At 33.9% G+C, this 25,216-nt stretch carries 35 protein-coding genes; all 35 read right to left on the bottom strand.

Annotated elements, in window-relative coordinates; all coding sequences use genetic code 11:
- Positions 1-129: 129 nt before the first annotated feature.
- Complete coding sequence (locus ACUSJC_RS02320; RefSeq protein ID WP_449267934.1) at positions 130-3,153, bottom strand: T9SS type A sorting domain-containing protein; 3,024 nt, start codon at positions 3,151-3,153, stop codon at positions 130-132.
- Positions 3,154-3,247: 94 nt separating this feature from the next.
- Complete coding sequence (locus ACUSJC_RS02315) at positions 3,248-4,009, bottom strand: LytR/AlgR family response regulator transcription factor (protein WP_449267933.1); 762 nt, start codon at positions 4,007-4,009, stop codon at positions 3,248-3,250.
- Positions 4,006-5,961 (bottom strand): tetratricopeptide repeat-containing sensor histidine kinase, encoded by a 1,956-nt coding sequence (locus ACUSJC_RS02310; RefSeq protein WP_449267932.1) that lies wholly within the window; start codon positions 5,959-5,961, stop codon positions 4,006-4,008. The genes ACUSJC_RS02315 and ACUSJC_RS02310 overlap by 4 nt, the downstream gene beginning before the upstream one ends.
- A 205-nt stretch (positions 5,962-6,166) precedes the next feature.
- Entirely contained in the window at positions 6,167-7,459 is a 1,293-nt protein-coding gene (eno, locus tag ACUSJC_RS02305) for a phosphopyruvate hydratase (RefSeq protein ID WP_449267931.1), read from the bottom strand.
- A 101-nt stretch (positions 7,460-7,560) separates the two neighbouring features.
- Positions 7,561-8,670: a glutamine-hydrolyzing carbamoyl-phosphate synthase small subunit gene (carA, locus tag ACUSJC_RS02300; protein WP_449267930.1), complete on the bottom strand. Its 1,110-nt coding sequence runs from the start codon at positions 8,668-8,670 to the stop codon at positions 7,561-7,563.
- Between the two features lie 120 nt (positions 8,671-8,790).
- Positions 8,791-9,276: a 50S ribosomal protein L17 gene (gene rplQ, locus ACUSJC_RS02295; protein WP_449267929.1), complete on the bottom strand. Its 486-nt coding sequence runs from the start codon at positions 9,274-9,276 to the stop codon at positions 8,791-8,793.
- Positions 9,277-9,339: 63 nt separating this feature from the next.
- Entirely contained in the window at positions 9,340-10,332 is a 993-nt protein-coding gene (locus ACUSJC_RS02290) for a DNA-directed RNA polymerase subunit alpha (RefSeq protein ID WP_449267928.1), read from the bottom strand.
- A gap of 20 nt (positions 10,333-10,352) precedes the next feature.
- Positions 10,353-10,958, bottom strand: coding sequence for a 30S ribosomal protein S4 (gene rpsD, locus ACUSJC_RS02285; protein WP_449267927.1), 606 nt, complete (start codon positions 10,956-10,958; stop codon positions 10,353-10,355).
- 92 nt (positions 10,959-11,050) lie between these two features.
- Positions 11,051-11,434: a 30S ribosomal protein S11 gene (gene rpsK / locus ACUSJC_RS02280; protein ID WP_072781218.1), complete on the bottom strand. Its 384-nt coding sequence runs from the start codon at positions 11,432-11,434 to the stop codon at positions 11,051-11,053.
- A 12-nt stretch (positions 11,435-11,446) separates the two neighbouring features.
- A complete protein-coding gene (gene rpsM / locus ACUSJC_RS02275) occupies positions 11,447-11,821 on the bottom strand; it encodes a 30S ribosomal protein S13 (RefSeq protein WP_109568493.1) in 375 nt (124 codons plus the stop codon).
- A 2-nt stretch (positions 11,822-11,823) separates the two neighbouring features.
- Entirely contained in the window at positions 11,824-11,940 is a 117-nt protein-coding gene (ykgO, locus tag ACUSJC_RS02270; RefSeq protein WP_002987490.1) for a type B 50S ribosomal protein L36, read from the bottom strand.
- Between the two features lie 11 nt (positions 11,941-11,951).
- On the bottom strand, positions 11,952-12,167 hold the full coding sequence (infA, locus tag ACUSJC_RS02265) for a translation initiation factor IF-1 (RefSeq protein WP_045968400.1): 216 nt from the start codon (positions 12,165-12,167) through the stop codon (positions 11,952-11,954).
- A 7-nt stretch (positions 12,168-12,174) separates the two neighbouring features.
- Positions 12,175-13,524 carry a preprotein translocase subunit SecY gene (gene secY / locus ACUSJC_RS02260; protein WP_449267926.1) on the bottom strand — a complete coding sequence of 450 codons (1,350 nt, stop codon included), beginning with the start codon at positions 13,522-13,524 and terminating at the stop codon, positions 12,175-12,177.
- A 13-nt stretch (positions 13,525-13,537) separates the two neighbouring features.
- Positions 13,538-13,990 carry a 50S ribosomal protein L15 gene (gene rplO, locus ACUSJC_RS02255; RefSeq protein ID WP_449267925.1) on the bottom strand — a complete coding sequence of 151 codons (453 nt, stop codon included), beginning with the start codon at positions 13,988-13,990 and terminating at the stop codon, positions 13,538-13,540.
- A gap of 11 nt (positions 13,991-14,001) precedes the next feature.
- Positions 14,002-14,184, bottom strand: coding sequence for a 50S ribosomal protein L30 (gene rpmD / locus ACUSJC_RS02250; protein ID WP_449267924.1), 183 nt, complete (start codon positions 14,182-14,184; stop codon positions 14,002-14,004).
- A 13-nt stretch (positions 14,185-14,197) separates the two neighbouring features.
- Complete coding sequence (gene rpsE / locus ACUSJC_RS02245; RefSeq protein ID WP_449267923.1) at positions 14,198-14,722, bottom strand: 30S ribosomal protein S5; 525 nt, start codon at positions 14,720-14,722, stop codon at positions 14,198-14,200.
- A 6-nt stretch (positions 14,723-14,728) separates the two neighbouring features.
- Entirely contained in the window at positions 14,729-15,079 is a 351-nt protein-coding gene (gene rplR, locus ACUSJC_RS02240) for a 50S ribosomal protein L18 (RefSeq protein ID WP_449267922.1), read from the bottom strand.
- Positions 15,080-15,090: 11 nt separating this feature from the next.
- Complete coding sequence (rplF, locus tag ACUSJC_RS02235; protein ID WP_449267921.1) at positions 15,091-15,633, bottom strand: 50S ribosomal protein L6; 543 nt, start codon at positions 15,631-15,633, stop codon at positions 15,091-15,093.
- A 15-nt stretch (positions 15,634-15,648) separates the two neighbouring features.
- The gene (rpsH, locus tag ACUSJC_RS02230) at positions 15,649-16,047 is read right to left on the bottom strand and encodes a 30S ribosomal protein S8 (RefSeq protein WP_449267920.1); all 399 of its coding nucleotides are present in this window, start codon (positions 16,045-16,047) and stop codon (positions 15,649-15,651) included.
- Between the two features lie 198 nt (positions 16,048-16,245).
- Positions 16,246-16,515 (bottom strand): 30S ribosomal protein S14, encoded by a 270-nt coding sequence (gene rpsN / locus ACUSJC_RS02225; protein ID WP_449267919.1) that lies wholly within the window; start codon positions 16,513-16,515, stop codon positions 16,246-16,248.
- A 3-nt stretch (positions 16,516-16,518) separates the two neighbouring features.
- Positions 16,519-17,070: a 50S ribosomal protein L5 gene (gene rplE, locus ACUSJC_RS02220; protein ID WP_449267918.1), complete on the bottom strand. Its 552-nt coding sequence runs from the start codon at positions 17,068-17,070 to the stop codon at positions 16,519-16,521.
- A gap of 2 nt (positions 17,071-17,072) precedes the next feature.
- Positions 17,073-17,387: a 50S ribosomal protein L24 gene (gene rplX, locus ACUSJC_RS02215; protein ID WP_449267917.1), complete on the bottom strand. Its 315-nt coding sequence runs from the start codon at positions 17,385-17,387 to the stop codon at positions 17,073-17,075.
- Positions 17,388-17,398: 11 nt separating this feature from the next.
- Positions 17,399-17,767 carry a 50S ribosomal protein L14 gene (rplN, locus tag ACUSJC_RS02210; protein ID WP_007803649.1) on the bottom strand — a complete coding sequence of 123 codons (369 nt, stop codon included), beginning with the start codon at positions 17,765-17,767 and terminating at the stop codon, positions 17,399-17,401.
- 2 nt (positions 17,768-17,769) lie between these two features.
- The gene (gene rpsQ / locus ACUSJC_RS02205) at positions 17,770-18,027 is read right to left on the bottom strand and encodes a 30S ribosomal protein S17 (protein WP_449267916.1); all 258 of its coding nucleotides are present in this window, start codon (positions 18,025-18,027) and stop codon (positions 17,770-17,772) included.
- Between the two features lie 17 nt (positions 18,028-18,044).
- Complete coding sequence (rpmC, locus tag ACUSJC_RS02200) at positions 18,045-18,236, bottom strand: 50S ribosomal protein L29 (protein WP_449267915.1); 192 nt, start codon at positions 18,234-18,236, stop codon at positions 18,045-18,047.
- Between the two features lie 13 nt (positions 18,237-18,249).
- Positions 18,250-18,675 carry a 50S ribosomal protein L16 gene (rplP, locus tag ACUSJC_RS02195; RefSeq protein WP_449267914.1) on the bottom strand — a complete coding sequence of 142 codons (426 nt, stop codon included), beginning with the start codon at positions 18,673-18,675 and terminating at the stop codon, positions 18,250-18,252.
- 20 nt (positions 18,676-18,695) lie between these two features.
- The gene (rpsC, locus tag ACUSJC_RS02190; RefSeq protein ID WP_449267913.1) at positions 18,696-19,424 is read right to left on the bottom strand and encodes a 30S ribosomal protein S3; all 729 of its coding nucleotides are present in this window, start codon (positions 19,422-19,424) and stop codon (positions 18,696-18,698) included.
- Positions 19,425-19,432: 8 nt separating this feature from the next.
- Positions 19,433-19,843, bottom strand: a complete 411-nt coding sequence (gene rplV, locus ACUSJC_RS02185; RefSeq protein ID WP_449267912.1) for a 50S ribosomal protein L22 — start codon at positions 19,841-19,843, stop codon at positions 19,433-19,435.
- 9 nt (positions 19,844-19,852) lie between these two features.
- Positions 19,853-20,131: a 30S ribosomal protein S19 gene (gene rpsS, locus ACUSJC_RS02180; RefSeq protein ID WP_109568508.1), complete on the bottom strand. Its 279-nt coding sequence runs from the start codon at positions 20,129-20,131 to the stop codon at positions 19,853-19,855.
- Between the two features lie 10 nt (positions 20,132-20,141).
- The gene (gene rplB / locus ACUSJC_RS02175) at positions 20,142-20,966 is read right to left on the bottom strand and encodes a 50S ribosomal protein L2 (protein ID WP_449267911.1); all 825 of its coding nucleotides are present in this window, start codon (positions 20,964-20,966) and stop codon (positions 20,142-20,144) included.
- A gap of 6 nt (positions 20,967-20,972) precedes the next feature.
- Positions 20,973-21,263 carry a 50S ribosomal protein L23 gene (gene rplW / locus ACUSJC_RS02170; protein WP_449267910.1) on the bottom strand — a complete coding sequence of 97 codons (291 nt, stop codon included), beginning with the start codon at positions 21,261-21,263 and terminating at the stop codon, positions 20,973-20,975.
- 8 nt (positions 21,264-21,271) lie between these two features.
- A complete protein-coding gene (rplD, locus tag ACUSJC_RS02165; RefSeq protein ID WP_449267909.1) occupies positions 21,272-21,901 on the bottom strand; it encodes a 50S ribosomal protein L4 in 630 nt (209 codons plus the stop codon).
- On the bottom strand, positions 21,901-22,518 hold the full coding sequence (gene rplC, locus ACUSJC_RS02160) for a 50S ribosomal protein L3 (protein ID WP_449267908.1): 618 nt from the start codon (positions 22,516-22,518) through the stop codon (positions 21,901-21,903). Before rplC ends, rplD begins: the two co-directional genes overlap by 1 nt.
- A 228-nt stretch (positions 22,519-22,746) precedes the next feature.
- Complete coding sequence (rpsJ, locus tag ACUSJC_RS02155; RefSeq protein ID WP_045968439.1) at positions 22,747-23,052, bottom strand: 30S ribosomal protein S10; 306 nt, start codon at positions 23,050-23,052, stop codon at positions 22,747-22,749.
- 11 nt (positions 23,053-23,063) lie between these two features.
- Positions 23,064-25,199 (bottom strand): elongation factor G, encoded by a 2,136-nt coding sequence (gene fusA / locus ACUSJC_RS02150; protein WP_449267907.1) that lies wholly within the window; start codon positions 25,197-25,199, stop codon positions 23,064-23,066.
- Positions 25,200-25,216: the final 17 nt, after the last annotated feature.

Below are 25,216 nucleotides of genomic sequence, written 5' to 3'. Positions count from 1 at the left end.
AATTATGCGAATTTAACGAATTATCTTCGAACTATAAAGAATTTAAAAATAATTTATGTTTATTTATTATACACAAAAAAGAAGCTGCCTTTAGATTAAAGGCAGCTTCTTTTTTGTGTGGTATTTTTCCTATTTTAATATTATCTTTTTAAACTCAGTTCCTTTATCTGTTCTGATTTTAAGTATGTATGATCCACGCGCTAGGTTCGATACTTCAAGGGAAAGCTGCTGTTTATCTGTAATTTTCACTAATACTAAACGTCCCTGAATATCATAAAATTCTACTTTTTTAATCGCTTCTGAAGCTTCAATATTTATGATATTCTCTGCAGGATTAGGAAATACCAAGGATATATTATTTTCAAACGAGCTATTGCTTAGTGACTGGAAAACAGTATTTGCCTCATTAGTTTCTATAGGAAAATTATAATCAAAGTAAATTCCGGCCTCATTTGAGACAAAATCATTGACATTTAAACTTTCTTTGGTTCTCATCTTAAACAAAATATTCCCATGCCCTCCTGTATCCAAATTAATTGACTGAAAAATAAACTCAAGTATATTATCCATCACTCGAGCTGTTACTCCATGTGAACTATCTAATATTTGCAATGTACTAATATCAAACTCTGTTTCGTCTATTTCAATTCTCACTACTACATTTTGCGCTTCACTAGTTCCTGTGTTCTCAAAATTTACCACGTAATGTAAATACTCATTTATATAACTAGGAGGCACAATATCTCCCTGAATACAAACAATATTATTAGGGTCATACGCATTAACTGCTGTTTCATTATAGACAAAGGTATTGTCTTCCGGAATTTCATCTCCTAAAACTGGTAAAATATTGGCTGTGAATGTAAATATATCGCCTCCATTTACAGGATAATCAGGATCTGTAGGAGGATTTACCATAAATGACACCATAATATTTCGACTTTCAAATGGCTTTAAATCAGTAAAATCCCAGTTTAGTTCTCCAAAATTTTGTACAGAAGGAGCTTCTGATGCTGAAGAAAATTCTAAATAATTATCATCAAAAGCAAAACTAATTCCATTAGCTTGTGACAAAACCTGATTTCCTTTGTTTTTATATACAATATTATACATTGCCATAAAACCAGGAATAACTGGTAAATAAGGTTCTATTACTATTTCCAAATCAGGATGAACACCATTTGCTGTCACACAAAAATCTTGTTGGAATATATTATTATTAATATCCGGGAATGTTACTGCACTATTTAGAGGAGTAACTTGAAAAAATCCTATATTTTCTAAATCCGGAGTAATTGTATAAGTTCCTATTCCAACATAATTTGTATAAACAGCCTGGTCATTGGTAAATGTACTACTTGTTGTTGTTCCATCTGTAATCGTTACTTTCACATACGGGTTTATACTGTCTTCACTATCACATCCATCATTATCTAAATCAAAAATAACTGTTCCTGTTATTGTATTATAGTTGCCTCCCGGTGTAAACGAACAATATGAGTTTACAACTGTTGATGCTGATGCTTGTGCTTGTACTGCTACTACCTGAGATTCATCAGCACAAATGTATGCTAAACTTGGATTGCTAACAAAGTTTAATATAGCCTCATCTGTGCCATTTTTAATAAATAGTGTTTCTAAATTATTACTATAACATTGTAAATTATTCAAAGCTATATTCTGTGATGCGTCAAGTGTAGTAAGTCGGTTGTTATTACACCATATTGTTGTCAAAGCCGGATTTTGCGAAATATCAAGTGTAGTAAGATTATTTGATTGACAACTTAGATATGATAAATTCGGTAAATTAGTCAAATCTAAGACAGAAAGATTACATTGACGTGTTTGCAATTGTTGAATACTCATAGTCCCAGAAAAAACAAGAGAATTTAAACTAGAACTATAGTCTGTACTTAATGATACTAAATTCGGATGATCTGTTGCGCTTACTGTTAGATTTGTTAAGCTAGTGTCATTACTAAACGAAATTCCCTGTGCTGCAGTACAGCCTTGTATATTTATGGTCGTCAACATCGGACAATAATCAGCTCCTAAATAAATCAAGCCTGTACAATTTTGCACATTATAAGTATGCAAAACAGGGTTATTACTACAGTTTAAGGATGTCAAAGCCGTGTGATTTGACAAATCGATTGAAGGAAAGTCATTATAGTCGGCTAATAAAGTTTCGAGTAAAGGCGAACCTGAATAATCCATTATATTCGCGATTTGGTTATTTCTGCAATACACCAACTCTAACGCAGGAAGATTAGTAACATCTAAAAATGTCAGATCATTTTCTCTACAATCTAAATGATACAAAGCAGGTAGGTTAGACACATCTAGCGTAGTTAAACTTCCTCCTTTACAATCTAGCCAGCCTAAACTTGTATTGCCTTGTACATTAAGGGAACTTAATGCAGGACAAGAAGAACCAAAAGAAAGTTCAGAAAGAGCCGGACAATTTGAGGCATCAACCGTTTGCAATGAAGTATTATTTCCAAATGTTAACGAAGTTAAATTAACCAATCCTGAAGCATCTACACTTGTAATTCCTGCATTTACTCCTAACCACAACAACTGTAATGCAGCATGTCCTGTAAAATCTAAATCACCCGAAAGCTGGTTATTATTTATTGCTATACTTGTTAATGATGAAGTTGACAATGGTAGTAGTAAACTATTAATTTGATTATTTGATGCACTTATAGATTGTATACCTGTTGCTGTACTCAAATCGAGTTCGGTAATTTGATTATTCCCGCAATATATCCTTTGTAAATTAGTAAGTCCGGCTATATTTAAAAAAGGGATAACATTATTATAGCAATCTATTTCCTGTAATTGAGACATCTGCGTAAGATTTAATCCTGTTGTGATTTGGTTGTTATTACACCACAATTTAGTTAGACTAATAAACGATTCAATTCCTGTCATATCAGCAATACTCATATAGTTTAAGTTCAATTGAGTCGGAACTTGTGCTTCAAATACCGAAATCTCGCCATCGCTATTTGTATCAATTGCCGGGATATAGTTTAATAATGCATTTTTTAAATTAGCATCAGGAATATATAAATTCTGAGCTTGTAATATTCCTGTCGCTAACAAAAAAATCACACCTATTCTTTGTATTATTTTTATTGCTTTCATGTTCTTGTTTTTTTATTTCACTGGATAAAATTAAAACCTGTTCTTTTATTATTTTTAGCAATTGAGCATATTGCTATTTTGATTTAGAATTTGATTAAATTGTTTTCAATAGCTCTTGTAAACGTTCTTTTTTACGTTGCGAAATAGGCAGATGATTTCCATCTGCCATTACTACATAGCCACCATCCTTTTTAATATATGATTTCAAATACTGTAAATTGATCAAGTGACTTTGATGAATACGTTCAAAACCATGTTCAACCAATAACTCTTCATATTCTTTAAGCGTTTTTGATATTAAAATAGGCTTACTATTTTTAATATAAAATTTGGTATAATTATCTTCACTTTCGCAACGAATAATATCATTTATTTCAAACAGATGAATTCCCTCGGAAGTAGAAAGAGCTATACGTTTAAAGTTATCCACTTTCTTTCTTATATTCTCAAGTAATAGATCGATATGCGCATAATTATCTTTACGCATTACTACTTCCTTAATTTTCACAATCACTTTTTTTAACTCATCAGGATCCACAGGCTTCAATAAAAAATCTAATGCACTGAATCGAAAAGCTTTAATGGCATATTGCTCAAAAGCAGTTATAAAAACGATATGGGAAGTTGATCTTCCATTTTTTTGAACCAGCTGTTCTAAAATATCGAATCCTGTTCCGTCATTCATTTGAATGTCGAGAAATACAACTTGGGGCTGAAGCTTTGTCATAATTTCCACTCCGGTTTTTACACTTTCAGCTTCCCCGATTATCTCTATATCAGTTGCATAGCGCGATAAAAGGCTACGCATTCCATTTCGCAAATTAGCATCATCGTCTATTAAAATCGCTGTTATCATAATTTTGTCTCTTTATATTGAACCGGTAAACATAAAATCACTTGTGTACCTACTATATTTTCATTGCTTTTTAACTCTTGAATTTCAACTTTGGTTTTCTTATCTGTATAAGCTTCCATCATTTCAAGGCGTTTTTTAGTAATATCTAATGCCATTGATTTATGGACTGCTACTAAATTTTCTTTTAATAACTGAGACTGGTTAAACCCTATTCCATCATCAATAATAGTACAAACCAAATTATCCTTTTCAAGTTCGAATCTTATCGTTATGTTCCCTTTTTCATTCTTAGGAACTAAACCATGAATAATAGCATTTTCTACAAAAGGTTGTAAAAGCAAAGGCGGTAAGGCCATATCGTCTTCTAATTCTTTACTTTTAAGTATTGAAAAATCAAATTTATAATTAAATCGTAGTTGCTCTAATTCCAGATAATTTTGTAAACTTTCTATCTCTTTATCAATAGGTATGAGGTTTTCTTTTGAATATTCTAATGTAAGCCGCATCAGTTTAGAAAACTTTGACAGATATTTAATGGCCTCATCTGTACTATTTTGCACGATGAAACTTGAAATTGATCCCAAACAATTAAAAACGAAATGAGGGTTCATCTGTAAATGAAGTGCTTTTTGTTCATATTCAGCTAATTCTTTTTGCAACAAGAATGTTTTTTTTAATTGAATTCGATTGTAAACTAAGAGCCCAATACTTAACAATAAAAATGCTAACAGTAGCACAAATATTAACTGTGTTTTATGCAATTTTGCTTCTTCTTTATACAACAATTCTTTTTTATCCATTTCCAATTGATGCTTCTCGAATTCATAATTCATTTCAAGCTCAACACTTTTCCTAATCTGCTGTTCATTTATTAAACTATCTTTCAGCTTATCGTAATTGATGAAATGTTGTAATGCTAAATCTGGTTTTCCTTGTTTGGTGTAGATATCACTTAATAATTTCTCCCCTAGAACCTTTTGTTCCAAAACATCTGTTTCTTTAGTATATCCTATTGCTTTTTGCACCATTTGAATTGCTTGAGAGAACTGATTTTGATCTAAATACATTTGTCCTAAATGAATATAGGTATCCGCCTGACCAAATTTATCGCCTATAGTTTCAAATGATTGTATAGCTTCCTCCCAATTCTTTATCGCATTTGAAGTATCTCCTATTTCGTGATAATATAATCCGATATTATTATACCATTCTCCTAAAGCCCTAAAATCTTTAGTCTTGTTTAAAATTTTCTTGGCTTCATTATAATGCTCTAAGGCACTGCTATAATCTTTTGTTTGTCTATAAATATTTGCAATATTTGTGTGTGTTATTCCGGCTCCTTCATCGGCGTTCTTTTCCTGAATTTTTTGTGCTTTAGTAAAATATTCTAATGCTTTAAAATTTGAAGATTGCGATAAATACACTACGCCAATGTTATTATATAATATGGCGCTATTAGCTTCATCTTTTAATTTTTCAAACAATTTTGCTGATTTTAAATAATATTGTAGCGCTTTAGAATAGTTGCTCTGCTCCGCAAATACGATTCCTATACTTCCATATATTTTTGCTAATCCCTGTTCTATATGCTGATCACTTTTTCCAAACTGTATTTCATCTTCAAACAGTTGAGCAGCTTTCTGAAAACAGTCAAGTGCTTTTTTATAATCTCCTGAAATAATAGCTGCGGTACCTAAATTACGAAGTGCATTTCCTTTTCCTTTATTAAAATCTATTTTTTGGGATAACGAATAAGCCTCTTCTGCATAATAGTTCATTTGCTTTACATCAGAAGTTTTGTAGCCATTGGATATTTCGTTTAAAACATTTACTCTATCAATATCATTTCTGGTTCCTTTTAAAACATGAAGTAAACTATCGTGTTTATTTTGAGAAAAACCTATCGTAATAAATAGAAAAGTAAAAACAATTTGAATACTATTTAGTCTCATTTCATAACTTATTGATAAACAAAAATAAAGTTTAGTTTATTCAAAATAACATAAAATGAGGATTTACCCTTTTTGAATGAGAATTTGATGAAAATAAAAAATCCGACTCAAATGAGTCGGATTTAAGAAAGATATTGATATTATTTTTAAAACTTCTTCTTTTTCATTTCTGAAAAAGATTGAGAGAAGATTGAATCAATATAATTTATTTTTGTTTAAAAGCTTTTTCTTGTGGAAAATAAGCGATATCTGCTAATTCTTCTTCGATACGTAATAATTGATTGTATTTCGCCATACGATCTGAACGAGAAGCCGAACCTGTTTTGATTTGACCACAATTTAATGCTACTGCTAAATCAGCGATAGTATTATCTTCAGTTTCTCCTGAACGGTGGCTCATTACTGAAGTATAACCAGCGTTGTGTGCCATATTTACTGCAGCAATAGTTTCAGTTAACGTACCAATTTGGTTTACTTTAATCAAAATTGAATTCGCAATTCCTTCAGCAATACCTCTTGACAAGCGCTCTACATTGGTTACATACAAATCATCACCTACTAATTGAACTTTATCTCCAATTTTTTCAGTTAATAATTTCCAACCAGCCCAATCATCTTCATACATACCATCCTCAATTGAAATGATAGGATATTTAGCTGCTAATTCAGCTAAGTATTCCGCTTGTTCAGCAGAAGTTCTTACTTTTCCTTTATCACCTTCAAATTTTGTATAATCGTATTTTCCGTCAACATAAAATTCAGAAGCAGCACAGTCTAAGGCAACTTTAACATCCTCACCGAAAGTATAACCCGCTTTTTCAACTGCAATTTTAATTGAATCTAAAGCATCTTCTGTACCACCAGCTAAATTTGGAGCAAAACCACCTTCGTCTCCTACTGCAGTAGAAAGATTTCTGTCGTGCAATACTTTTTTCAAGTTGTGGAAAATTTCAGTTCCCATTTGCATCGCATGCGTAAAGTTTTTAGCCTTAACCGGCATAATCATAAACTCTTGGAAAGCGATAGGCGCATCTGAATGAGAACCTCCGTTGATGATATTCATCATTGGAACCGGTAACGTATTAGCAGAAACTCCACCAACGTAACGATATAAAGGCATTCCTAATTCATTAGCCGCAGCTTTAGCCACAGCCAAAGAAACACCTAGAATAGCATTAGCTCCTAAATTTGATTTATTAGCTGTACCATCTAATTCAATCATGGCTTTATCGATAGCATTTTGTTCAAAAACAGATATACCAATTACTTCAGAGGCAATTGTTGTATTTACATTCTCTACTGCTTTTAAAACACCTTTACCCATATAATCTTTTCCGCCATCGCGTAATTCTACAGCCTCGTGCTCACCTGTTGAAGCTCCACTTGGAACTGCTGCTCTACCTAAAACTCCGTTTTCAGTAATTACATCAACTTCAACTGTAGGATTTCCTCTTGAATCCAAAATTTGTCTCGCATGTACTTTTACAATAATGCTCATTTTTATCTAATTTTTGGTTTGTTATTTTGTGTATTAAACAAAAATATAACTATTAAAATTAATAATACACATTTCTAAAAAAACTTATAAACGATAACGATTTAGTTCTTTGACGCTTTAATGTTCTCAATAAACTGATCGAAAAGATACGCAGAATCGTGTGGTCCCGGACTAGCTTCAGGGTGATATTGTACTGAGAAACAGTTTTTAGACTTCATTCGCATACCTGCTACCGTTCCGTCATTTAAGTGAACATGAGTCAACTCAAAATCTGAATTTTTCTCTAATTCTTCTTTTGAAACTGCAAAACCGTGGTTTTGAGAAGTGATTTCCCCTTTACCAGTGATTAAATTCTTTACCGGATGATTAATCCCTCTATGTCCATTAAACATTTTATAAGTCGAAATTCCGTTTGCTAAAGCAATTACTTGATGTCCTAAACAAATTCCGAACAAAGGTTGGTTTTCATTTAAAATATCGCGAGCCACTTGTTGTGCAGATACTAAAGGTTCTGGATCTCCAGGACCGTTTGAAAGGAAATAACCGTCAGGATTAAAGGATTTTAAATCAGTATACGTTGCATCATAAGGAAACACTTTAATATAACAATCTCTTGTTGCTAGGTTTCTTAAAATGTTAGTTTTTATTCCCAAATCTAATGCAGATATTTTATAGGCAGCATTTTCATCTCCAAAGAAATAAGGTTCTTTTGTAGAAACCACAGACGCTAATTCTAATCCGTTCATATCCGGAACATCCGCTAATAAAGTTTTCAATTCCTCAATTGGAGTACCATCTGTACAAATTACAGCGTTCATTGCCCCATTATCTCTAATATAACTAACTAAAGCCCTAGTATCGACATCAGAAATCACAACTAAATTTTGCTTTTCAAAATAATCAAACAAACTTTCACTAGCGCCTGGTCTTGAATAATTAAAACTGAAGTTTTTACAAACTAAACCAGCAATTTTTACTCCATTTGATTCAACATCTTCTTCACTCACTCCATAATTTCCAATATGGGCATTAGCTGTAACCATAATTTGTCCAAAGTAGGATGGATCGGTAAAAATTTCTTGATAACCTGTTGTTCCTGTATTAAAAGCAACTTCTCCAAAAGTTTTTCCTTCAATTCCAATTGATTTTCCGTAAAAAACAGTTCCATCTTTTAATAAGAGTACAGCTTGTTTTCGATTTGTATATTTCATTCTTTATTGTGTTGTTTTTTTTGCAAAGTTAAATCTATTCGACCTATTTTAAAATTAAAACATAAAAAAAAGGATAAACTAAAATAGCTTATCCTTTTTTTATAAATCATTCTTTCATGATTATTCAGTTGCTTCAGTATTTTCAGAAGTCTCAGCAGCAGGTGCTTCAGGTGCAGCAGCCTCAGCTTTTTTAGATCTACCACGACGTGTAGATTTTTTAACTTCTTTTTTACCTCCGTTATAGATTTCGTTGAAATCTACTAATTCGATCATTGCCATATCAGCGTTATCTCCTAAACGGTTTCCTAACTTAATGATACGAGTATAACCTCCCGGACGATCTCCAACTTTAGCAGCTACTTCTCTGAATAATTCAGTTACAGCATATTTATTTCTTAAATAAGAGAAAACAATACGTCTGTTATGTGTAGTATCTTCTTTAGATTTAGTAACTAACGGCTCTACGAATTGTTTTAAAGCTTTAGCTTTAGCAACTGTAGTGTTAATTCTTTTGTGCTCAATTAACGAACATGCCATATTAGCTAACATTGCTTTTCTATGACCTGTTTGTCTACTTAAGTGATTTACTTTTTTTCCGTGTCTCATGACCTTACTAATTTAACCTTCATCTTGCATCGATCCTTTGTGGAGCGCAAAATATGAAGTAATTTATTCTTTATCTAATTTATATTTACTTAAATCCATACCGAAGTTTAAACCTTTAGAAGCTACTAATTCATCTAGCTCAGTTAAAGATTTTTTACCAAAGTTACGGAACTTCATTAAGTCGTTTTTATTAAAAGAAACTAAGTCTCCTAATGTATCTACTTCAGCCGCTTTTAAACAATTTAATGCTCTAACAGATAAATCCATATCTACTAGTTTAGTCTTTAACAGCTGACGCATGTGTAAAGATTCTTCATCATAAGATTCAGTTTGAGCAATTTCATCAGCCTCCAATGTAATTCTCTCATCAGAAAACAACATAAAGTGGTGAATCAACGTTTTAGCTGCTTCAGTTAAAGCGTCTTTTGGGTGTATTGAACCATCAGTTTTGATTTCAAAAACTAATTTTTCATAATCAGTTTTTTGTTCAACACGATAGTTTTCAATTGAATATTTTACATTCTTTACAGGAGTGTAAATTGAGTCTGTAAAAATAGTTCCAATAGGCGCGTTTGCTTTTTTGTTTTCTTCAGCAGGAACATAACCTCTACCCTTTTCGATAGTAAGCTCCATGTTGATAGTTGTTTTACTATCTAAAGTACAGATTACTAAATCCGGATTCAATACTTGAAAACCAGAGATGAATTTTTGAAAATCACCGGCAGTAATTTGCTCTTTACCAGAAAGTGAAATCGAAACAGATTCATTATCTACATCTTCAATTTGTCTTTTGAAGCGAACTTGTTTTAAGCTTAAGATAATTTCTGTAACGTCTTCAACTACACCAGAAATTGTTGAGAACTCATGCTCAACTCCTTCAATTCTAACAGATGTAATTGCGTAACCTTCTAGTGAAGAAAGTAAAACTCTTCTTAATGCATTACCAACAGTCAATCCATATCCAGGTTCTAAAGGTCTAAATTCAAATTTACCTTCAAAATCGGTTGAATCGATCATGATAACTTTATCGGGCTTTTGAAAATTAAATAATGCCATATCTCGACTAAAGTCAATTATTATTTGTTATACAACTCAACGATTAGTTGTTCTTTGATATTTTCTGGGATTTGTAATCTTTGTGGAACAGCTACAAAAGTACCTTCTTTAGTATCGTTGTTCCAAGTAATCCACTCGTAAACGTGAGCAGAATTAGATAAAGAACGATCAATAGCTTCAAGAGATTTAGATTTCTCACGGATAGCTACTTTATCACCAGGTTTTAAATGGTAAGAAGGAATGTTAACAACCTCTCCATTTACAGTAATATGACGGTGAGATACAATCTGACGAGCTGCTCTACGAGATGGAGCAATACCCATACGATAAACAACGTTATCTAAACGTGCCTCACATAATTGTAATAAGATTTCACCTGTTACCCCAGATGCAGCAGATGCTTTTTCATATAAGTTTCTGAATTGTTTTTCTAAAATACCATAAGTATATTTAGCTTTTTGCTTTTCCATTAACTGAACAGCATATTCAGATTTTTTACCTCTTTTACGAGCTAAACCGTGTTGCCCTGGAGGGTAATTTCTTTTTTCGAAGGCTTTATCATCTCCGAAGATAGCCTCGCCAAACTTACGAGCGATTTTTGTTTTAGGACCAGTATATCTTGCCATTTTAAAAAATAAATTAAGGTAGGGATTATGAATTCAGGTCTAAATTTATCCTTCGATAATCGTAAACCTACCTTGGTTATACTAATAGTTAATTAAACTCTTCTTCTCTTAGGAGGACGACATCCATTGTGAGGAATTGGAGTAACGTCGATAATTTCAGTTACTTCGATACCACCATTGTGGATAGAACGAATAGCTGATTCTCTACCGTTACCTGGACCTTTAACGTAAACTTTTACTTTTTTCAATCCAGCCTCTAGTGCTACTTTTGCACAATCTTCTGCTGCCATTTGAGCTGCATATGGAGTGTTCTTTTTAGAACCTCTGAAGCCCATTTTACCAGCTGAAGACCAAGAGATAACTTCACCTTTTTTGTTTGTTAACGAAATGATGATGTTATTAAAAGTAGCATTAATATGTGCTTCTCCAGAAGATTCAACGATAACTTTACGTTTTTTTGCTGTTGTCTTAGCCATATTACTTACTTATTATTTAGTTGCTTTTTTCTTGTTAGCAACAGTTTTTCTCTTACCTTTTCTAGTTCTAGAATTATTCTTAGTTCTTTGACCTCTTAATGGAAGTCCAGCTCTATGACGAATACCTCTTTGACATCCAATATCCATTAAACGTTTGATGTTTAATTGAATTTCAGAACGCAATTCTCCTTCAATTTTGTAATAAGAAACAGCCTCACGAATAGCGCTGATTTCATCATCATTCCAATCTTGAACTTTCTTGTCTTCGCTCACTTGAGCTTTTGCTAAGATATCTTTAGCTCTGCTTTTACCAACACCGAAGATGTATGTTAAAGCAATAATTCCTCTTTTTTGTTTAGGTACATCTACCCCTGCAATTCTTGCCATAATTATCCTTGTCTTTGTTTAAATCTAGGATTCTTTTTATTAATCACGTATAATCTTCCTTTTCTACGCACAATAATGCACTCGGCACTTCTCTTTTTTACTGATGCTCTTACTTTCATTTTAATAGCCTTTAGTATCTATATGTAATTCTTGCTTTTGTTAAGTCGTAAGGGCTCATTTCAAGTTTTACTTTGTCACCAGGTAACAATTTAATGTAATGCATACGCATTTTTCCTGAAATATGAGCGATTACAACGTGTCCGTTTTCTAATTCAACTCGAAACATTGCATTTGACAACGCCTCTACAATTGTTCCGTCTTGTTCTATTGCTGATTGTTTTGCCATAAATATATTAAGCTACTGCTTTTCTATTTTTACCACTTTTCATCAATCCATCATAGTGTCTGTTCAACAAATACGTATTGATTTGTTGAATGGTATCAATCGCAACACCCACCATAATTAGCAAAGACGTACCTCCATAAAAATAACCCCAAGCTCCTTGAACATGTAACAAGCTTACCACAATAGCTGGTAAAATTGCAATCAATGCTAAGAAAATTGAACCTGGAAAAGTTATCAACGACATAATCTTATCAAGATAATCACTAGTTTCAACACCTGGTCTAATACCCGGTATGAAACCACCACTTCTCTTTAAATCATCAGCCATTTTGTTTGTAGGTACAGTAATTGCGGTGTAAAAATACGTAAAAATTATAATTAACAAAGCAAATACTAAATTATACACTAATCCGAAAGGATCTTTAAACATAGTAGCTACTGATTGTGCCGTATCAGATTCTTTTGCTAATCCGGAAATTGCAGCTGGAATAAACATAATTGCCTGAGCAAAGATAATAGGCATTACTCCAGAAGCATTTAACTTCAAAGGAATAAATTGTCTTGACCCCATCATATCTTCTTCAAACTCTCCCGCAACTGTTCTTCTAGCATACTGCACAGGAATTTTTCTAACTGCCATTACTAATAAGATACTAGCAATGATCACCAAGAACCATAAAATCACTTCTATCACAATCATCATAACACTACCGCTTGACTCTTGAGAAGTTCGTGACATAAATTCTTGAATAAATGCTTGTGGCATTCTAGCTATGATACCAACCATAATTAATAAAGAAATACCGTTTCCAATACCTTTATCAGTGATCTTCTCACCTAACCACATAGCGAAAATAGTTCCTGTTACCATAATTAACACAGAAGAGAACAAGAATGAGAATGAACTCACCCCTAACAAAAATGCATCAGCAGGTAAAGTTCTGTAAAGATTATAGATATAACCTGGACCTTGTACCAAAGTGATAATTATTGTTAGCCATCTTGTGATTTGGTTAATCGTTTTACGACCACTTTCTCCATCACTTTGTAATTTCTGCAAATAAGGAATAGCAATTCCCATTAATTGGACTACAATTGAAGCCGAGATGTATGGCATAATACCTAATGCAAATACAGAAGCTTGCGAAAACGCACCTCCTGTAAATACATTGATTAACCAACCAATACCTTCGTTTGTTTGGTTAGTAAGATTTCCTAATTTAGTAGCATCAATACCTGGAAGTGTTACTTGCGCACCAAAACGATACACCAACAACAAACCTAGAGTTAATAAAATTCTATTTTTTAACTCTTCAATTTTCCAAACATTGATAAAAGAATCTATAAATTTCTTCATGTTACTAAAAGGATTATAAAGTTACAGCTTCTCCACCAGCAGCCTCGATAGCCGCTTTTGCAGACGCAGTAAATTTGTGAGCACTTACTTTAAGTTTAGCTTTTAGCTCACCTCTTCCTAAAATCTTTACCAAGCTATTTTTTGTAGCTAAACGATTTTCTACTAATACATCAAAATCAATTGTATCAGTGATAACACCATTATCTACTAAAGATTGAATTGTATCTAAGTTTACACCTTGATATTCAACTCTGTTAATATTTTTAAATCCAAACTTAGGTACACGTCTTTGAAGTGGCATTTGACCTCCTTCGAAACCAATTTTCTTAGAATAACCAGAACGTGACTTAGCTCCTTTGTGACCTCTTGTTGAAGTACCACCTTTACCAGAACCTTGTCCTCTACCTACTCTCTTATTTTGGTTGTGAACTGAACCTTCAGCAGGCTGTAAGTTACTTAAATTCATAACGAAAACTATTATTTAGTTTCTTCAACAGAAACCAAGTGTTTAACTTTATTTACCATTCCAAGGATAGCAGGACTTGCGTCATGCTCAACAACTTGACCTAATTTTCTTAACCCTAAAGAATCTAAAGTTCTTTTTTGAGTCTCAGGACAGTTGATTCTACTTTTAACTTGTTTTACTAAAATTTTTCCCATTTTCCTTGAATTTTTATCCTTTAAATACTTTATCAAGAGATACGCCTCTTTGTTTAGCAACAGTTGCAGCACTTCTCATTTGTAATAAAGCATCAAAAGTAGCTTTAACAACGTTATGAGGATTAGAAGAACCTTGAGATTTTGACAATACATCATGAATCCCAACCGACTCTAATACCGCACGCACAGCACCACCAGCAATAACTCCAGTACCGTGAGAAGCAGGCATTAAGAATACTCTAGCTCCACCAAACTTACCTTTCTGCTCATGAGGAACAGTAACACCGCTTAAAGGAACTCTTACTAAATTTTTCTTAGCATCTTCTACTGCTTTAGCAATTGCTTCAGAAACATCTTTAGATTTCCCTAATCCGTGTCCTACAACACCGTTTTCATCACCAACAACTACGATTGCAGAGAAACCGAATGCTCTACCTCCTTTAGTTACTTTGGTAACACGATTTACACTAACCAAACGATCTTTTAACTCAAGACCACTTGGTTTTACCAGTTCTACATTTTTATAATTTTGATACATAACTTCTTAGAATTTTAGTCCAGCTTCTCTAGCTCCTTCAGCCAATGATTTAACACGTCCATGGTATAAATAACCACCTCTATCAAAAGAGATAGTAGAAATACCTGCATTAAGAGCTCTTTCAGCTACTAATTTACCTACTGCATTTGCAATTTCAGTTTTTGTACCATTTGCAACTTCTTTATCACGAGAAGATGCAGAAACTAATGTAGTACCATTCACGTCATCTATGATTTGTGCATAGATTTCTTTATTAGATCTAAATACAGAAAGTCTAGGTTGTGCAGCAGTACCGCTAACAATCTTTCTAATTCTGAATTTAATTCTTTGTCTTCTTTCAGTTTTTGTTAATGACATAGCCTTAATTTTTAAGCTGATTTACCTGCTTTTCTTCTTAATACTTCACCTACAAACTTAATACCTTTTCCTTTGTAAGGCTCAGGTTTACGGAAAGATCTGATTTTAGCAGATACTTGGCCTAATAATTGTTTGTCAAATGATGATAATTTCACTATTGGATTTTTACCTTTTTCAGAGATTGTTTCAACTGTAACTTCAGGAACTACTTCTAAAACGATGTTGTGTGAATAACCTAAAGCTAAATCAAGTTTTTGACCTTGATTTGAAGCACGGTAACCAACACCTACTAATTCTAATTGTTTAGTAAAACCTTCTGAAACTCCTAAAATCATATTATTGATTAGAGCACGATATAATCCATGTTTCGCTCTCTCATTTTTGTTATCTGATGAACGCTCAACAACTACAGTGTTGTCTTCAACTTTTACAGTTACATCAGAGAACTCTTGAGAAAGCTCGCCTAATTTTCCTTTTACTGTAACTACAGCATCTTTCACTTCTACAGTTACTCCCGCTGGAATTGCAATCGGACTTTTACCTATTCTTGACATGCTTTCGTCTTTTAATTAATATACGTAACAAATTACCTCTCCACCAACATTTAACTGTTTAGCTTGTTTACCTGTCATAACACCTTTAGATGTAGAAACGATAGCTACACCTAAACCGTTTAAAATTCTAGGCAAATCTGCAGAGCTAGCATATTTACGTAAACCTGGTTTACTAATTCTTTGAATATCTCTAATCACAGACTCTTTAGTTTCTTTATCATACTTAAGAGCGATTTTAATAGTACCTTGAACGGTATTATTTTCAAATTTGTAACTCAAGATATATCCTTGGTCAAACAAAATTTTTGTGATTTCTTTTTTCAAATTAGAGGCAGGAATCTCAACCACTTTGTGGTTAGCTCTCACAGCGTTTCTAACTCTTGTAAGGAAATCTGCAATTGGATCTGTATACATATAAAAAAATTTGCGGTTTCGGTTTTCAAGAGGCAACCCACTCCTTGAACCTAAAACCAATTAAATTCAAAATTCTAATTAACTCCTATAAGCCGCAACAGCACACACTAAGTTGTACTTTTGCGACTTATAAAAATCTTTTTTTTTCAATAAAAAGTGTGCAAATATACACTTTTTTATTTTTTAAACAAATTTTAATTACCAGCTAGATTTTTTAACACCTGGAATTAATCCTTGGTTTGCCATTTCACGGAATGTTACACGTGAAATTCCGAATTGACGCATGTAGCCTCTTGGTCTTCCTGTTAATTTACAACGGTTGTGTACACGTACAGGAGATGCATTTTTTGGTAATTTTTGCAAAGCTTCATAATCACCAGCCTCTTTCAAAGCTTTTCTTTTTTCAGCATATTTAGCTACTAATGCTTCTCTTTTAGCCTCACGGGCTTTCATAGATTCTTTAGCCATGTCTTAATTCTTTTTAAAAGGTAATCCTAATTCTGCTAATAATGATTTTGCCTCTTTGTCAGTTTCCGCAGAAGTAACAAATGTAATGTCAAAACCAGCGATTTTGTTTACTTTATCGATATCAATCTCAGGGAAGATAATTTGTTCTAAAACCCCTAAGTTATAGTTACCTCTACCATCAAAACCAGTCGATTTGATTCCACCAAAGTCTCTTACACGTGGCAAAGAAGAAGTAATCAATCTGTCTAAAAATTCATACATTCTATCTCCACGTAAAGTCACTTTAGCACCAATTGGCATACCTTTTCTCAATTTGAAAGACGCAACGTCTTTCTTAGAGATTGTAGATACTGCTTTTTGACCAGTAATTTTAGTAATTTCTTCAACAGCGTAATCTACTAATTTTTTATCAGATACAGCTGCACCAACTCCACGGCTTACAACAATTTTCTCAAGTTTAGGAACTTGCATGATATTTTTGTAACCGAATTCCTCTGTAAGAGCAGCAATTACTCTGCTCTTATATTCTTCTTTTAATCTAGGTATATAAGACATAACTATAATACTTGATTAGATTTTTTTGAAAATCTCACTTTCTTGTCTCCTTCAACTTTAAAACCTACTTTAGTAACTGACTTTGATTTTGGGTCAATTAAAGATAGGTTAGAAATATGAATAGGAGCTTCCTTCTTAACGATACCACCTTGAGGGTTTTTAGCACTTGGTTTTGTATGTTTTGAAACCATGTTTACACCTTCAACTACCGCTTTATTTGCTTCACGGATAACGCGTAAAACTGTACCTTCAGCACCTTTGTGGTCACCAGCGATAACCTTTACTACGTCTCCAGATTTAATTTTTAGCTTTGCCATCATTTTAAGAATTAAAGCACCTCAGGTGCTAATGATACAATTTTCATGAATTGTTTTTCACGAAGTTCTCTGGCTACCGGACCAAAAACACGAGTACCTCTCATTTCACCTGCAGCGTTTAACAATACACATGCGTTATCGTCAAAACGGATGTAAGATCCATCAGCTCTTCTCACTTCTTTTTTAGTACGTACAACAACTGCAGTTGATACAGCTCCTTTTTTTACGTTACCGTTAGGAGTAGCATCTTTAATAGAAACTACAATTTTATCACCAACAGAGGCATAACGACGTTTCGTTCCTCCTAAAACACGGATAGTTAAAACTTCTTTAGCTCCCGTGTTATCTGCTACTTTTAATCTTGATTCTTGTTGTACCATAATTATTTCGCTCTTTCAATGATTTCAACTAATCTCCAACATTTAGATTTACTTAATGGACGAGTCTCCATAATTCTTACAGTATCTCCAATGTTACAATCGTTTGTTTCGTCGTGAGCAACATATTTTTTAGTTTTCAACACGAACTTACCATATAAAGGGTGTTTTACTCTTCTTGTTTCAGAAACAACAATAGATTTCTCCATTTTGTTGCTAGTAACAACACCAACTCTTTCTTTTCTTAAATTTCTTTTTTCCATCTTTCAGCAGAATACAATTATTGTAACTCTCTTTTAGTTAACTCAGTCTCAACTCTCGCTACCGCTCTTCTTACATTTCTTAGTTGTAATGGGTTTTCGACTGGAGAAATTGTGTGAGCCGTTTTTAGGTCGGCATAAGTTCTTTTCAATTCACTAAGTTTCTCTTGTAACTCAGCTGCAGATAGATTTTTTATTTCTGATTGTTTCATAATGATCTTTTAATTATGCTTCGAAATCTCTAGCAACAACAAACTTAGTTTTTACAGGAAGTTTTTGAGCAGCAAGACGTAAAGCCTCTTTTGCTACAGCAAGTGGCACACCACCTACTTCAAACATGATTTTTCCTGGTTTCACAACTGCAGCCCAATATTCAACTGCACCTTTACCTTTACCCATACGTACTTCAAGAGGCTTCTTAGTAATAGGTTTATCTGGGAAAATTTTGATCCACAACTGACCCTCTCTTTTCATGAAACGAGTAGCTGCGATACGAGCTGCCTCAATTTGACGTGATGTAATGAACATCCCTGTTTCATGAACAGATTTAATTCCAAACATACCATTTGAAAGCTCGTGCCCTCTTTGAGACACACCTTTCATTCTACCCTTCTGTACCTTACGGTATTTTGTTCTTTTAGGCTGTAACATTTTTCTTTAATTTAAAATAATTACTTTCTTTTGCGTCCGTTTGGTTTACCTTTTCCTGTAGAAGCAGATCCTGTAGATTTAGATTTCTGTTTATCCATACCTACTAACGGAGAAAGATCTCTTTTTCCGTAAACCTCACCTTTCATAATCCATACTTTGATTCCCATTCTACCGTAAGTAGTATGAGCTTCACCTAAAGCATAGTCAATGTCAGCTCTGAAAGTTGACAATGGAATTCTACCTTCTTTGAAGTTTTCAGAACGTGCCATTTCAGCACCATTCAAACGACCAGAAATTTGAACTTTAATACCTTCAGCATTCATTCTCATTGCAGCCGCAATAGCCATTTTGATAGCTCTTCTGTAAGAGATTCTGCTTTCAATTTGACGAGCAATGCTGTTAGCTACTAAATAAGCGTCTAACTCAGGTCTTTTAATTTCAAAGATGTTGATTTGAACTTCTTTGTCAGTAATTTTCTTAAGTTCTTCTTTTAACTTGTCTACCTCTTGACCGCCTTTACCAATGATGATACCTGGACGAGCCGTAGTGATAGTAACGGTTACAAGTTTCAAAGTTCTTTCGATAATTATCTTAGAAACACTAGCTTTTGCTAAACGAGCATGGATATATTTACGGATTTTATAATCTTCAGCGATTTTATCTCCATAATCATTTCCACCGTACCAGTTTGAGTCCCATCCTCTGATGATACCAAGTCTATTTCCGATTGGATTTGTCTTTTGTCCCATACTGTTTATTAATTACTTTGTGTGTTATTATTCTCTCCTAACACGATAGTTACGTGGTTAGAACGTTTTCTAATTCTGTGTGCACGACCTTGTGGAGCTGGACGAAGTCTTTTCAACATCATACCACCATCAACACGGATCTCTTTTACGAATAAGCCAGCTTCTTCTAAACTTCCTTCAGCATTTTTAGCCTGCCAGTTAGCAATTGCCGATAACAAAAGTTTCTCTAATTTTCTAGAAGCTTCTTTTTGACTAAATCTCAATATGTTAAGAGCTAATTCAACTTTCTTACCTCTAACCAAATCAGCTACTAAACGCATTTTTCTTGGCGAAGTAGGGCAGTTGTTTAATTTAGCAAAAGCAACTTGTGCTTTAGCTTCTTTAATCTGCTCTGCTCTTTCTTTTTTACGAACTCCCATAGCTTCTTATTATTTTTTACCTTTATTTTTTGCACCAGCATGACCACGGAATGATCTAGTTGGCGAAAATTCTCCTAATTTATGACCTACCATGTTCTCAGTTACATAAACCGGAACAAATTGACGACCATTATGTACTGCGATAGTTTGTCCAACGAAGTCAGGCGTAATCATAGAAGCTCTTGACCAAGTTTTGATCACTGCTTTATTACCTTTCTCAACGTTTTCTAAAACTTTCTTCTCTAATTTATAATGTACGTAAGGTCCTTTTTTTAATGAACGTGCCATGTCTATCTAATTATTTCTTTCTACGTTCTACAATATACTTATTACTCGGGTTAACCTTAGAACGAGTTCTATAACCTTTAGCAGGTAAACCTTTTCTTGAACGTGGGTGACCTCCCGAAGAACGTCCTTCACCACCACCCATTGGGTGATCAACTGGGTTCATTGCTACTGGTCTAGTTCTTGGTCTTCTACCTAACCATCTTGATCTACCGGCTTTACCTGATACTACTAATTGGTGGTCAGAGTTAGATACAGCTCCAATTGTAGCCATACATGTTAACAAGATTAATCTTGTTTCACCAGAAGGCATTTTAATTGTAGCATATTTACCATCTCTTGCCATCAATTGAGCAAAAGTTCCTGCAGAACGAGCAATCACAGCACCTTGTCCCGGTCTTAACTCGATACAAGAAATAACTGTACCTAGAGGAATTTTACTTAAAGGCATTGCATTTCCAATTTCCGGAGCTGCATTTTCACCAGACACTACAGTTTGTCCAACTTGTAAACCGTTTTGAGCAATGATGTAAGTTTTAGCTCCATCAGCATAAGCGATCAAAGAAATGAAAGCTGAACGGTTTGGATCGTACTCGATAGTTTTAACTACAGCAGGAACTCCAGCTTTAGTTCTTTTAAAATCTACGATACGATATTTTTGTTTATGACCACCACCTGTATAGCGCATGGTCATTTTTCCTTGACTATTTCTACCTCCAGAGTTTTTTTTCGGCGCCAATAATGACTTAACCGGCTTATCAGTTGTAATAGTGTCAAAGCTATTTACAACTCTAAAACGCTGACCCGGGGTAATAGGCTTTAATTTTCTAACTGACATTTTCTATTAGATATTAGTATAAAAATCTATTGTTTCTCCTTCTTGTACTTGAACAACTGCTTTTTTGTAAGCATTTGTTTTTCCACTGATCAAACCATTTTTGGTATACTTAACACTTCTATCAGCTCTATAGTTCATTGTATTAACAGCTACAACATTCACTCCATAAGCAGCCTCAACAGCATTTTTGATTTGAATTTTGTTAGCAGTTTTTTCAACTACAAAACCAAAACGGTTAAAAGTTTCACCTTCTTTGGTTATTTTTTCAGTAATAATTGGCTTAATAATGATACTCATAACCTTAATTATTTACTTAAATTAGCTTCAATTCCGCTAACTGAACCTTCAGTCAATACTAAACTTTTTGCTTTTAAAACAACATAAGTATTTAATTCTGAAGAAGTTATAACAGAAGTTGATTGTAAATTGCGTGACGACAAATATACATTTTTATTAGCATCACCCAACACAAATAATGATTTTTTATTATCTAACCCTAAAGCTTTCAATACGTTAATGAAATTTTTAGTGCTTGGCGCTTCAAATCCGAAATCTTCAACTACTACCAAATTTGACTCTTGTGCTTTTAAAGATAAAGCTGATTTACGAGCTAATCTTTTTAAGTTTTTATTCAATTTGAAAGAATAGTTTCTTGGTTTTGGTCCGAATATTCTACCACCACCAACAAATACAGGAGATTTAACACTACCTGCACGTGCAGTACCTGTACCCTTTTGCTTTTTAATTTTGCGAGTACTTCCAGCAATTTCCGCTCTCTCTTTAGATTTATGCGTACCTTGTCTTTGATTAGCTAAATATTGCTTAACATCAAGGTAAACAGCATTCTTATTAGGCTCAATTGCGAATACAGAGTCAGCAAGTTGTACTTTACGACCTGTATCTTTTCCGTTGATATCTAATACTTTTACTTCCATTACTTCTGAATGATTACGTAAGAGTTTTTGTGACCAGGAACACAACCTTTAATTACTAAAAGGTTTTTCTCAGCTACAACTTTTAAAACTCTAAGGTTTTGAACTGTTACATTTTCTCCTCCTGTCCTACCCGCCATACGCATTCCTTTGAATACTCTTGAAGGATAAGACGATGCACCCACAGAACCCGGCGCTCTTAAACGGTTATGCTGACCATGAGTAGCTTGACCTACACCACCGAAACCATGACGTTTAACAACCCCTTGGAAACCTTTACCTTTAGACACACCTTGTACGTCTACAAATTCTCCTTCGTTGAACAAATCAACAGTCAACACATCTCCTAGATTGTGTTTTTCTTCAAAATACTTGAATTCAACAACTTTCTTCTTAGCAGCAGTTCCTGCTTTTTTGAAGTGACCTACTTCCGCTTGAATAGCGTGTTTTTCAGTCTTGTCATCGAAACCAAGTTGAAGAGCCTCATACCCGTCAACCTCATTGGTTCTGACTTGGGTAACTACACATGGACCAGCTTCGATTACTGTACATGGAATGTTTTTTCCATTTTCATCAAAAATGCTAGTCATGCCAATTTTTCTTCCGATTAACCCAGACATATTTAACAATTTATTAATTTACAATTCTTTAAATTTCGTTCACAAAAAGACATACTCCTTCTTTTTGAGGGTGCAAATATATAATTTTATTTTAATTCACGCAAATTTAATTAGTTAAGTATTTTTAATGACGAAAAAACTTACTAATAACACATAAATCAAAACATAAAAAAAACCGCTGAACGTAGTCCAGACGGTTCTTTATGTGAATTTTACAAAGTTATTCTATCACACTTTGATTTCAACTTCAACACCACTTGGCAACTCTAATTTCATTAAAGCATCAATAGTTTTTGATGAAGAAGAATAGATATCTAACAATCTTTTGTAAGAGCTTAACTCAAATTGCTCTCTAGATTTTTTGTTTACGTGTGGAGAACGTAATACAGTAAAAATCTTTTTATTGGTAGGTAATGGAATAGGACCAGTTACCACCGCACCTGTACTTTTTACAGTCTTAACGATTTTCTCAGCAGATTTATCTACTAAGTTATGATCGTATGATTTTAATTTTATTCTGATTTTTTGACTCATTTTCTTAAAAATTAAGCGTTACCTTTTGCTTTCTTAATAACTTCTTCTGAAATATTAGAAGGTGTTTCAGCATAGTGAGAGAATTCCATTGTTGATGTAGCTCTACCAGAAGATAAAGTTCTTAAAGTAGTTACATAACCAAACATCTCTGATAAAGGTACAGAAGCTTTAATTACTTTTGAACCTGCTCTATCATCCATGTTATTTACTTGACCTCTTCTTCTATTTAAGTCACCTACAATATCCCCCATGTTTTCTTCCGGAGTTAACACCTCTAACTTCATGATTGGCTCAAGGATAACAGCACCTGCAGCTTTAGCAGATTCTTTATAACCTAATTTAGCAGCCAATTCGAATGAAAGCGCATCCGAGTCAACAGGGTGGAAAGAACCGTCTAATAAAGTAACTTTTAAACTATCTACCTCATATCCTGCTAAAGGACCTGACTTCATAGCCTCTTTGAAACCTTTTTCTACAGCTGGAATATATTCTTTCGGAATGTTACCACCTTTAACCTCGTTAACAAATTGTAATCCCATTGGAACTTTTCCATCAACTTCATCAGCAGGTCCAATTTTGAAGACGATATCACCAAATTTACCACGACCTCCAGATTGTTTTTTATAAACCTCTCTGTGATCAGCTTGTCTAGTGAAAGCTTCTTTATACTCTACTTGTGGTTCACCTTGATTAACCTCAACTTTAAACTCACGTCTCATACGGTCAACAATGATATCTAAGTGAAGCTCACCCATACCAGAGATGATAGTTTGCCCTGAAGCATGGTCAGTTCTTACTGTGAAAGTAGGATCCTCTTCAGCTAATTTAGCTAAAGCCATACCCATCTTATCAACGTCAGCTTTTGTTTTAGGCTCAACTGCAATACCAATTACCGGATCAGGGAATACCATAGACTCTAATACAATCGGATGTTTTTCATCACATAATGTATCTCCAGTTTTGATATCTTTAAATCCTACAGCAGCTCCAATATCTCCAGCCTCAATATATTCGATTGGATTTTGTTTGTTAGCATGCATTTGGTAGATACGAGAAATACGCTCTTTATTCCCTGAACGAGAATTGAAAACATAAGATCCTGCATCTAATCTTCCTGAATAAGCACGGAAGAAAGCCAAACGACCTACATAAGGGTCAGTAGCAATTTTGAACGCTAAAGCAGAAAATGGCTCAGTAACTGAAGGCTTTCTAGAAACCGGCTCTTCAGTATCAGGATCAGTTCCTTCAATAGCTTCTTTATCTAATGGAGAAGGTAAGAATTTACAAACTGCATCTAACATGAACTGAACTCCTTTGTTTTTGAATGAAGATCCACATAACATTGGAATAATAGCCATATCGATAGTAGCTCTTCTTAATGCATTGTTGATTTCTTCCTCAGTTAAAGAATCTTCATCTTCCATGAATTTCTCTAATAAGTTTTCATCATATGCAGCAACCTCTTCGATTAATTGTTGTCTGTATTTTTTAGTGTCTTCTACTAAGTCTTCAGGAACCGGAATAACATCAAAAGTAGCTCCTTGAGTATCATCATGCCAAACAATTGCTTGGTTTTTAATTAAGTCAACCACTCCTTTGAAATCCATCTCTTCACCGATAGGCAAAACTAAAGGCACAGCGTTAGATTTCAACATATCTTTAACTTGCTGACAAACTGCTAAGAAGTTAGACCCTTGACGGTCCATCTTGTTAACAAACCCCATACGAGGCACTTTGTAGTTATCAGCTAATCTCCAGTTAGTTTCTGACTGAGGCTCAACACCGTCAACAGCAGAAAACAAGAACACCAATCCGTCTAATACACGTAATGAACGGTTTACCTCTACTGTAAAGTCAACGTGACCCGGAGTATCGATAATATTAAAGTGGTACCCATGAGTATCTGCAACAGCTTTACCTTGCTCAGTTGGGAAGTTCCACTCACAAGTAGTAGCAGCAGAAGTAATAGTAATACCTCTTTCCGCTTCTTGCTCCATCCAGTCCATGGTTGCAGCACCTTCGTGAACCTCACCAATCTTGTGTGATTTACCGGTATAGAATAAAATACGCTCAGTTGTTGTTGTTTTACCAGCATCAATATGAGCAGCAATACCGATATTTCTTGTATATTTTAAATCTCTTGCCATTTTGTTGTGTTCTTTAT

The organism is Flavobacterium sp. U410 (assembly GCF_053570605.1).
This window is presented reverse-complemented; position numbering and strand designations above follow the sequence as displayed.

What these genes read in the sequence shown, in the direction of transcription:
- ACUSJC_RS02320 (WP_449267934.1), bottom strand. Translation starts at nt 3,153, where the DNA reads ATGAAAGCAATAAAAATAATACAAAGAATAGGTGTGATTTTTTTGTTA.
- ACUSJC_RS02315 (WP_449267933.1), bottom strand. Translation starts at nt 4,009, where the DNA reads ATGATAACAGCGATTTTAATAGACGATGATGCTAATTTGCGAAATGGA.
- ACUSJC_RS02310 (WP_449267932.1), bottom strand. Translation starts at nt 5,961, where the DNA reads ATGAGACTAAATAGTATTCAAATTGTTTTTACTTTTCTATTTATTACG.
- eno (WP_449267931.1), bottom strand. Translation starts at nt 7,459, where the DNA reads ATGAGCATTATTGTAAAAGTACATGCGAGACAAATTTTGGATTCAAGA.
- carA (WP_449267930.1), bottom strand. Translation starts at nt 8,670, where the DNA reads ATGAAATATACAAATCGAAAACAAGCTGTACTCTTATTAAAAGATGGA.
- rplQ (WP_449267929.1), bottom strand. Translation starts at nt 9,276, where the DNA reads ATGAGACACGGAAAAAAAGTAAATCACTTAAGTAGACAAACAGGTCAT.
- ACUSJC_RS02290 (WP_449267928.1), bottom strand. Translation starts at nt 10,332, where the DNA reads ATGGCATTATTTAATTTTCAAAAGCCCGATAAAGTTATCATGATCGAT.
- rpsD (WP_449267927.1), bottom strand. Translation starts at nt 10,958, where the DNA reads ATGGCAAGATATACTGGTCCTAAAACAAAAATCGCTCGTAAGTTTGGC.
- rpsK (WP_072781218.1), bottom strand. Translation starts at nt 11,434, where the DNA reads ATGGCTAAGACAACAGCAAAAAAACGTAAAGTTATCGTTGAATCTTCT.
- rpsM (WP_109568493.1), bottom strand. Translation starts at nt 11,821, where the DNA reads ATGGCAAGAATTGCAGGGGTAGATGTACCTAAACAAAAAAGAGGAATT.
- ykgO (WP_002987490.1), bottom strand. Translation starts at nt 11,940, where the DNA reads ATGAAAGTAAGAGCATCAGTAAAAAAGAGAAGTGCCGAGTGCATTATT.
- infA (WP_045968400.1), bottom strand. Translation starts at nt 12,167, where the DNA reads ATGGCAAAACAATCAGCAATAGAACAAGACGGAACAATTGTAGAGGCG.
- secY (WP_449267926.1), bottom strand. Translation starts at nt 13,524, where the DNA reads ATGAAGAAATTTATAGATTCTTTTATCAATGTTTGGAAAATTGAAGAG.
- rplO (WP_449267925.1), bottom strand. Translation starts at nt 13,990, where the DNA reads ATGAATTTAAGTAACTTACAGCCTGCTGAAGGTTCAGTTCACAACCAA.
- rpmD (WP_449267924.1), bottom strand. Translation starts at nt 14,184, where the DNA reads ATGGGAAAAATTTTAGTAAAACAAGTTAAAAGTAGAATCAACTGTCCT.
- rpsE (WP_449267923.1), bottom strand. Translation starts at nt 14,722, where the DNA reads ATGTATCAAAATTATAAAAATGTAGAACTGGTAAAACCAAGTGGTCTT.
- rplR (WP_449267922.1), bottom strand. Translation starts at nt 15,079, where the DNA reads ATGTCATTAACAAAAACTGAAAGAAGACAAAGAATTAAATTCAGAATT.
- rplF (WP_449267921.1), bottom strand. Translation starts at nt 15,633, where the DNA reads ATGTCAAGAATAGGTAAAAGTCCGATTGCAATTCCAGCGGGAGTAACT.
- rpsH (WP_449267920.1), bottom strand. Translation starts at nt 16,047, where the DNA reads ATGTATACAGATCCAATTGCAGATTTCCTTACAAGAGTTAGAAACGCT.
- rpsN (WP_449267919.1), bottom strand. Translation starts at nt 16,515, where the DNA reads ATGGCTAAAGAATCTATGAAAGCCCGTGAGGCTAAAAGAGAAGCATTA.
- rplE (WP_449267918.1), bottom strand. Translation starts at nt 17,070, where the DNA reads ATGTCTTATATACCTAGATTAAAAGAAGAATATAAGAGCAGAGTAATT.
- rplX (WP_449267917.1), bottom strand. Translation starts at nt 17,387, where the DNA reads ATGGCAAAGCTAAAAATTAAATCTGGAGACGTAGTAAAGGTTATCGCT.
- rplN (WP_007803649.1), bottom strand. Translation starts at nt 17,767, where the DNA reads ATGGTACAACAAGAATCAAGATTAAAAGTAGCAGATAACACGGGAGCT.
- rpsQ (WP_449267916.1), bottom strand. Translation starts at nt 18,027, where the DNA reads ATGGAAAAAAGAAATTTAAGAAAAGAAAGAGTTGGTGTTGTTACTAGC.
- rpmC (WP_449267915.1), bottom strand. Translation starts at nt 18,236, where the DNA reads ATGAAACAATCAGAAATAAAAAATCTATCTGCAGCTGAGTTACAAGAG.
- rplP (WP_449267914.1), bottom strand. Translation starts at nt 18,675, where the DNA reads ATGTTACAGCCTAAAAGAACAAAATACCGTAAGGTACAGAAGGGTAGA.
- rpsC (WP_449267913.1), bottom strand. Translation starts at nt 19,424, where the DNA reads ATGGGACAAAAGACAAATCCAATCGGAAATAGACTTGGTATCATCAGA.
- rplV (WP_449267912.1), bottom strand. Translation starts at nt 19,843, where the DNA reads ATGGGAGTTCGTAAAAAAGAAAGAGCAGAGCAGATTAAAGAAGCTAAA.
- rpsS (WP_109568508.1), bottom strand. Translation starts at nt 20,131, where the DNA reads ATGGCACGTTCATTAAAAAAAGGACCTTACGTACATTATAAATTAGAG.
- rplB (WP_449267911.1), bottom strand. Translation starts at nt 20,966, where the DNA reads ATGTCAGTTAGAAAATTAAAGCCTATTACCCCGGGTCAGCGTTTTAGA.
- rplW (WP_449267910.1), bottom strand. Translation starts at nt 21,263, where the DNA reads ATGAGTATCATTATTAAGCCAATTATTACTGAAAAAATAACCAAAGAA.
- rplD (WP_449267909.1), bottom strand. Translation starts at nt 21,901, where the DNA reads ATGGAAGTAAAAGTATTAGATATCAACGGAAAAGATACAGGTCGTAAA.
- rplC (WP_449267908.1), bottom strand. Translation starts at nt 22,518, where the DNA reads ATGTCTGGGTTAATCGGAAGAAAAATTGGCATGACTAGCATTTTTGAT.
- rpsJ (WP_045968439.1), bottom strand. Translation starts at nt 23,052, where the DNA reads ATGAGTCAAAAAATCAGAATAAAATTAAAATCATACGATCATAACTTA.
- fusA (WP_449267907.1), bottom strand. Translation starts at nt 25,199, where the DNA reads ATGGCAAGAGATTTAAAATATACAAGAAATATCGGTATTGCTGCTCAT.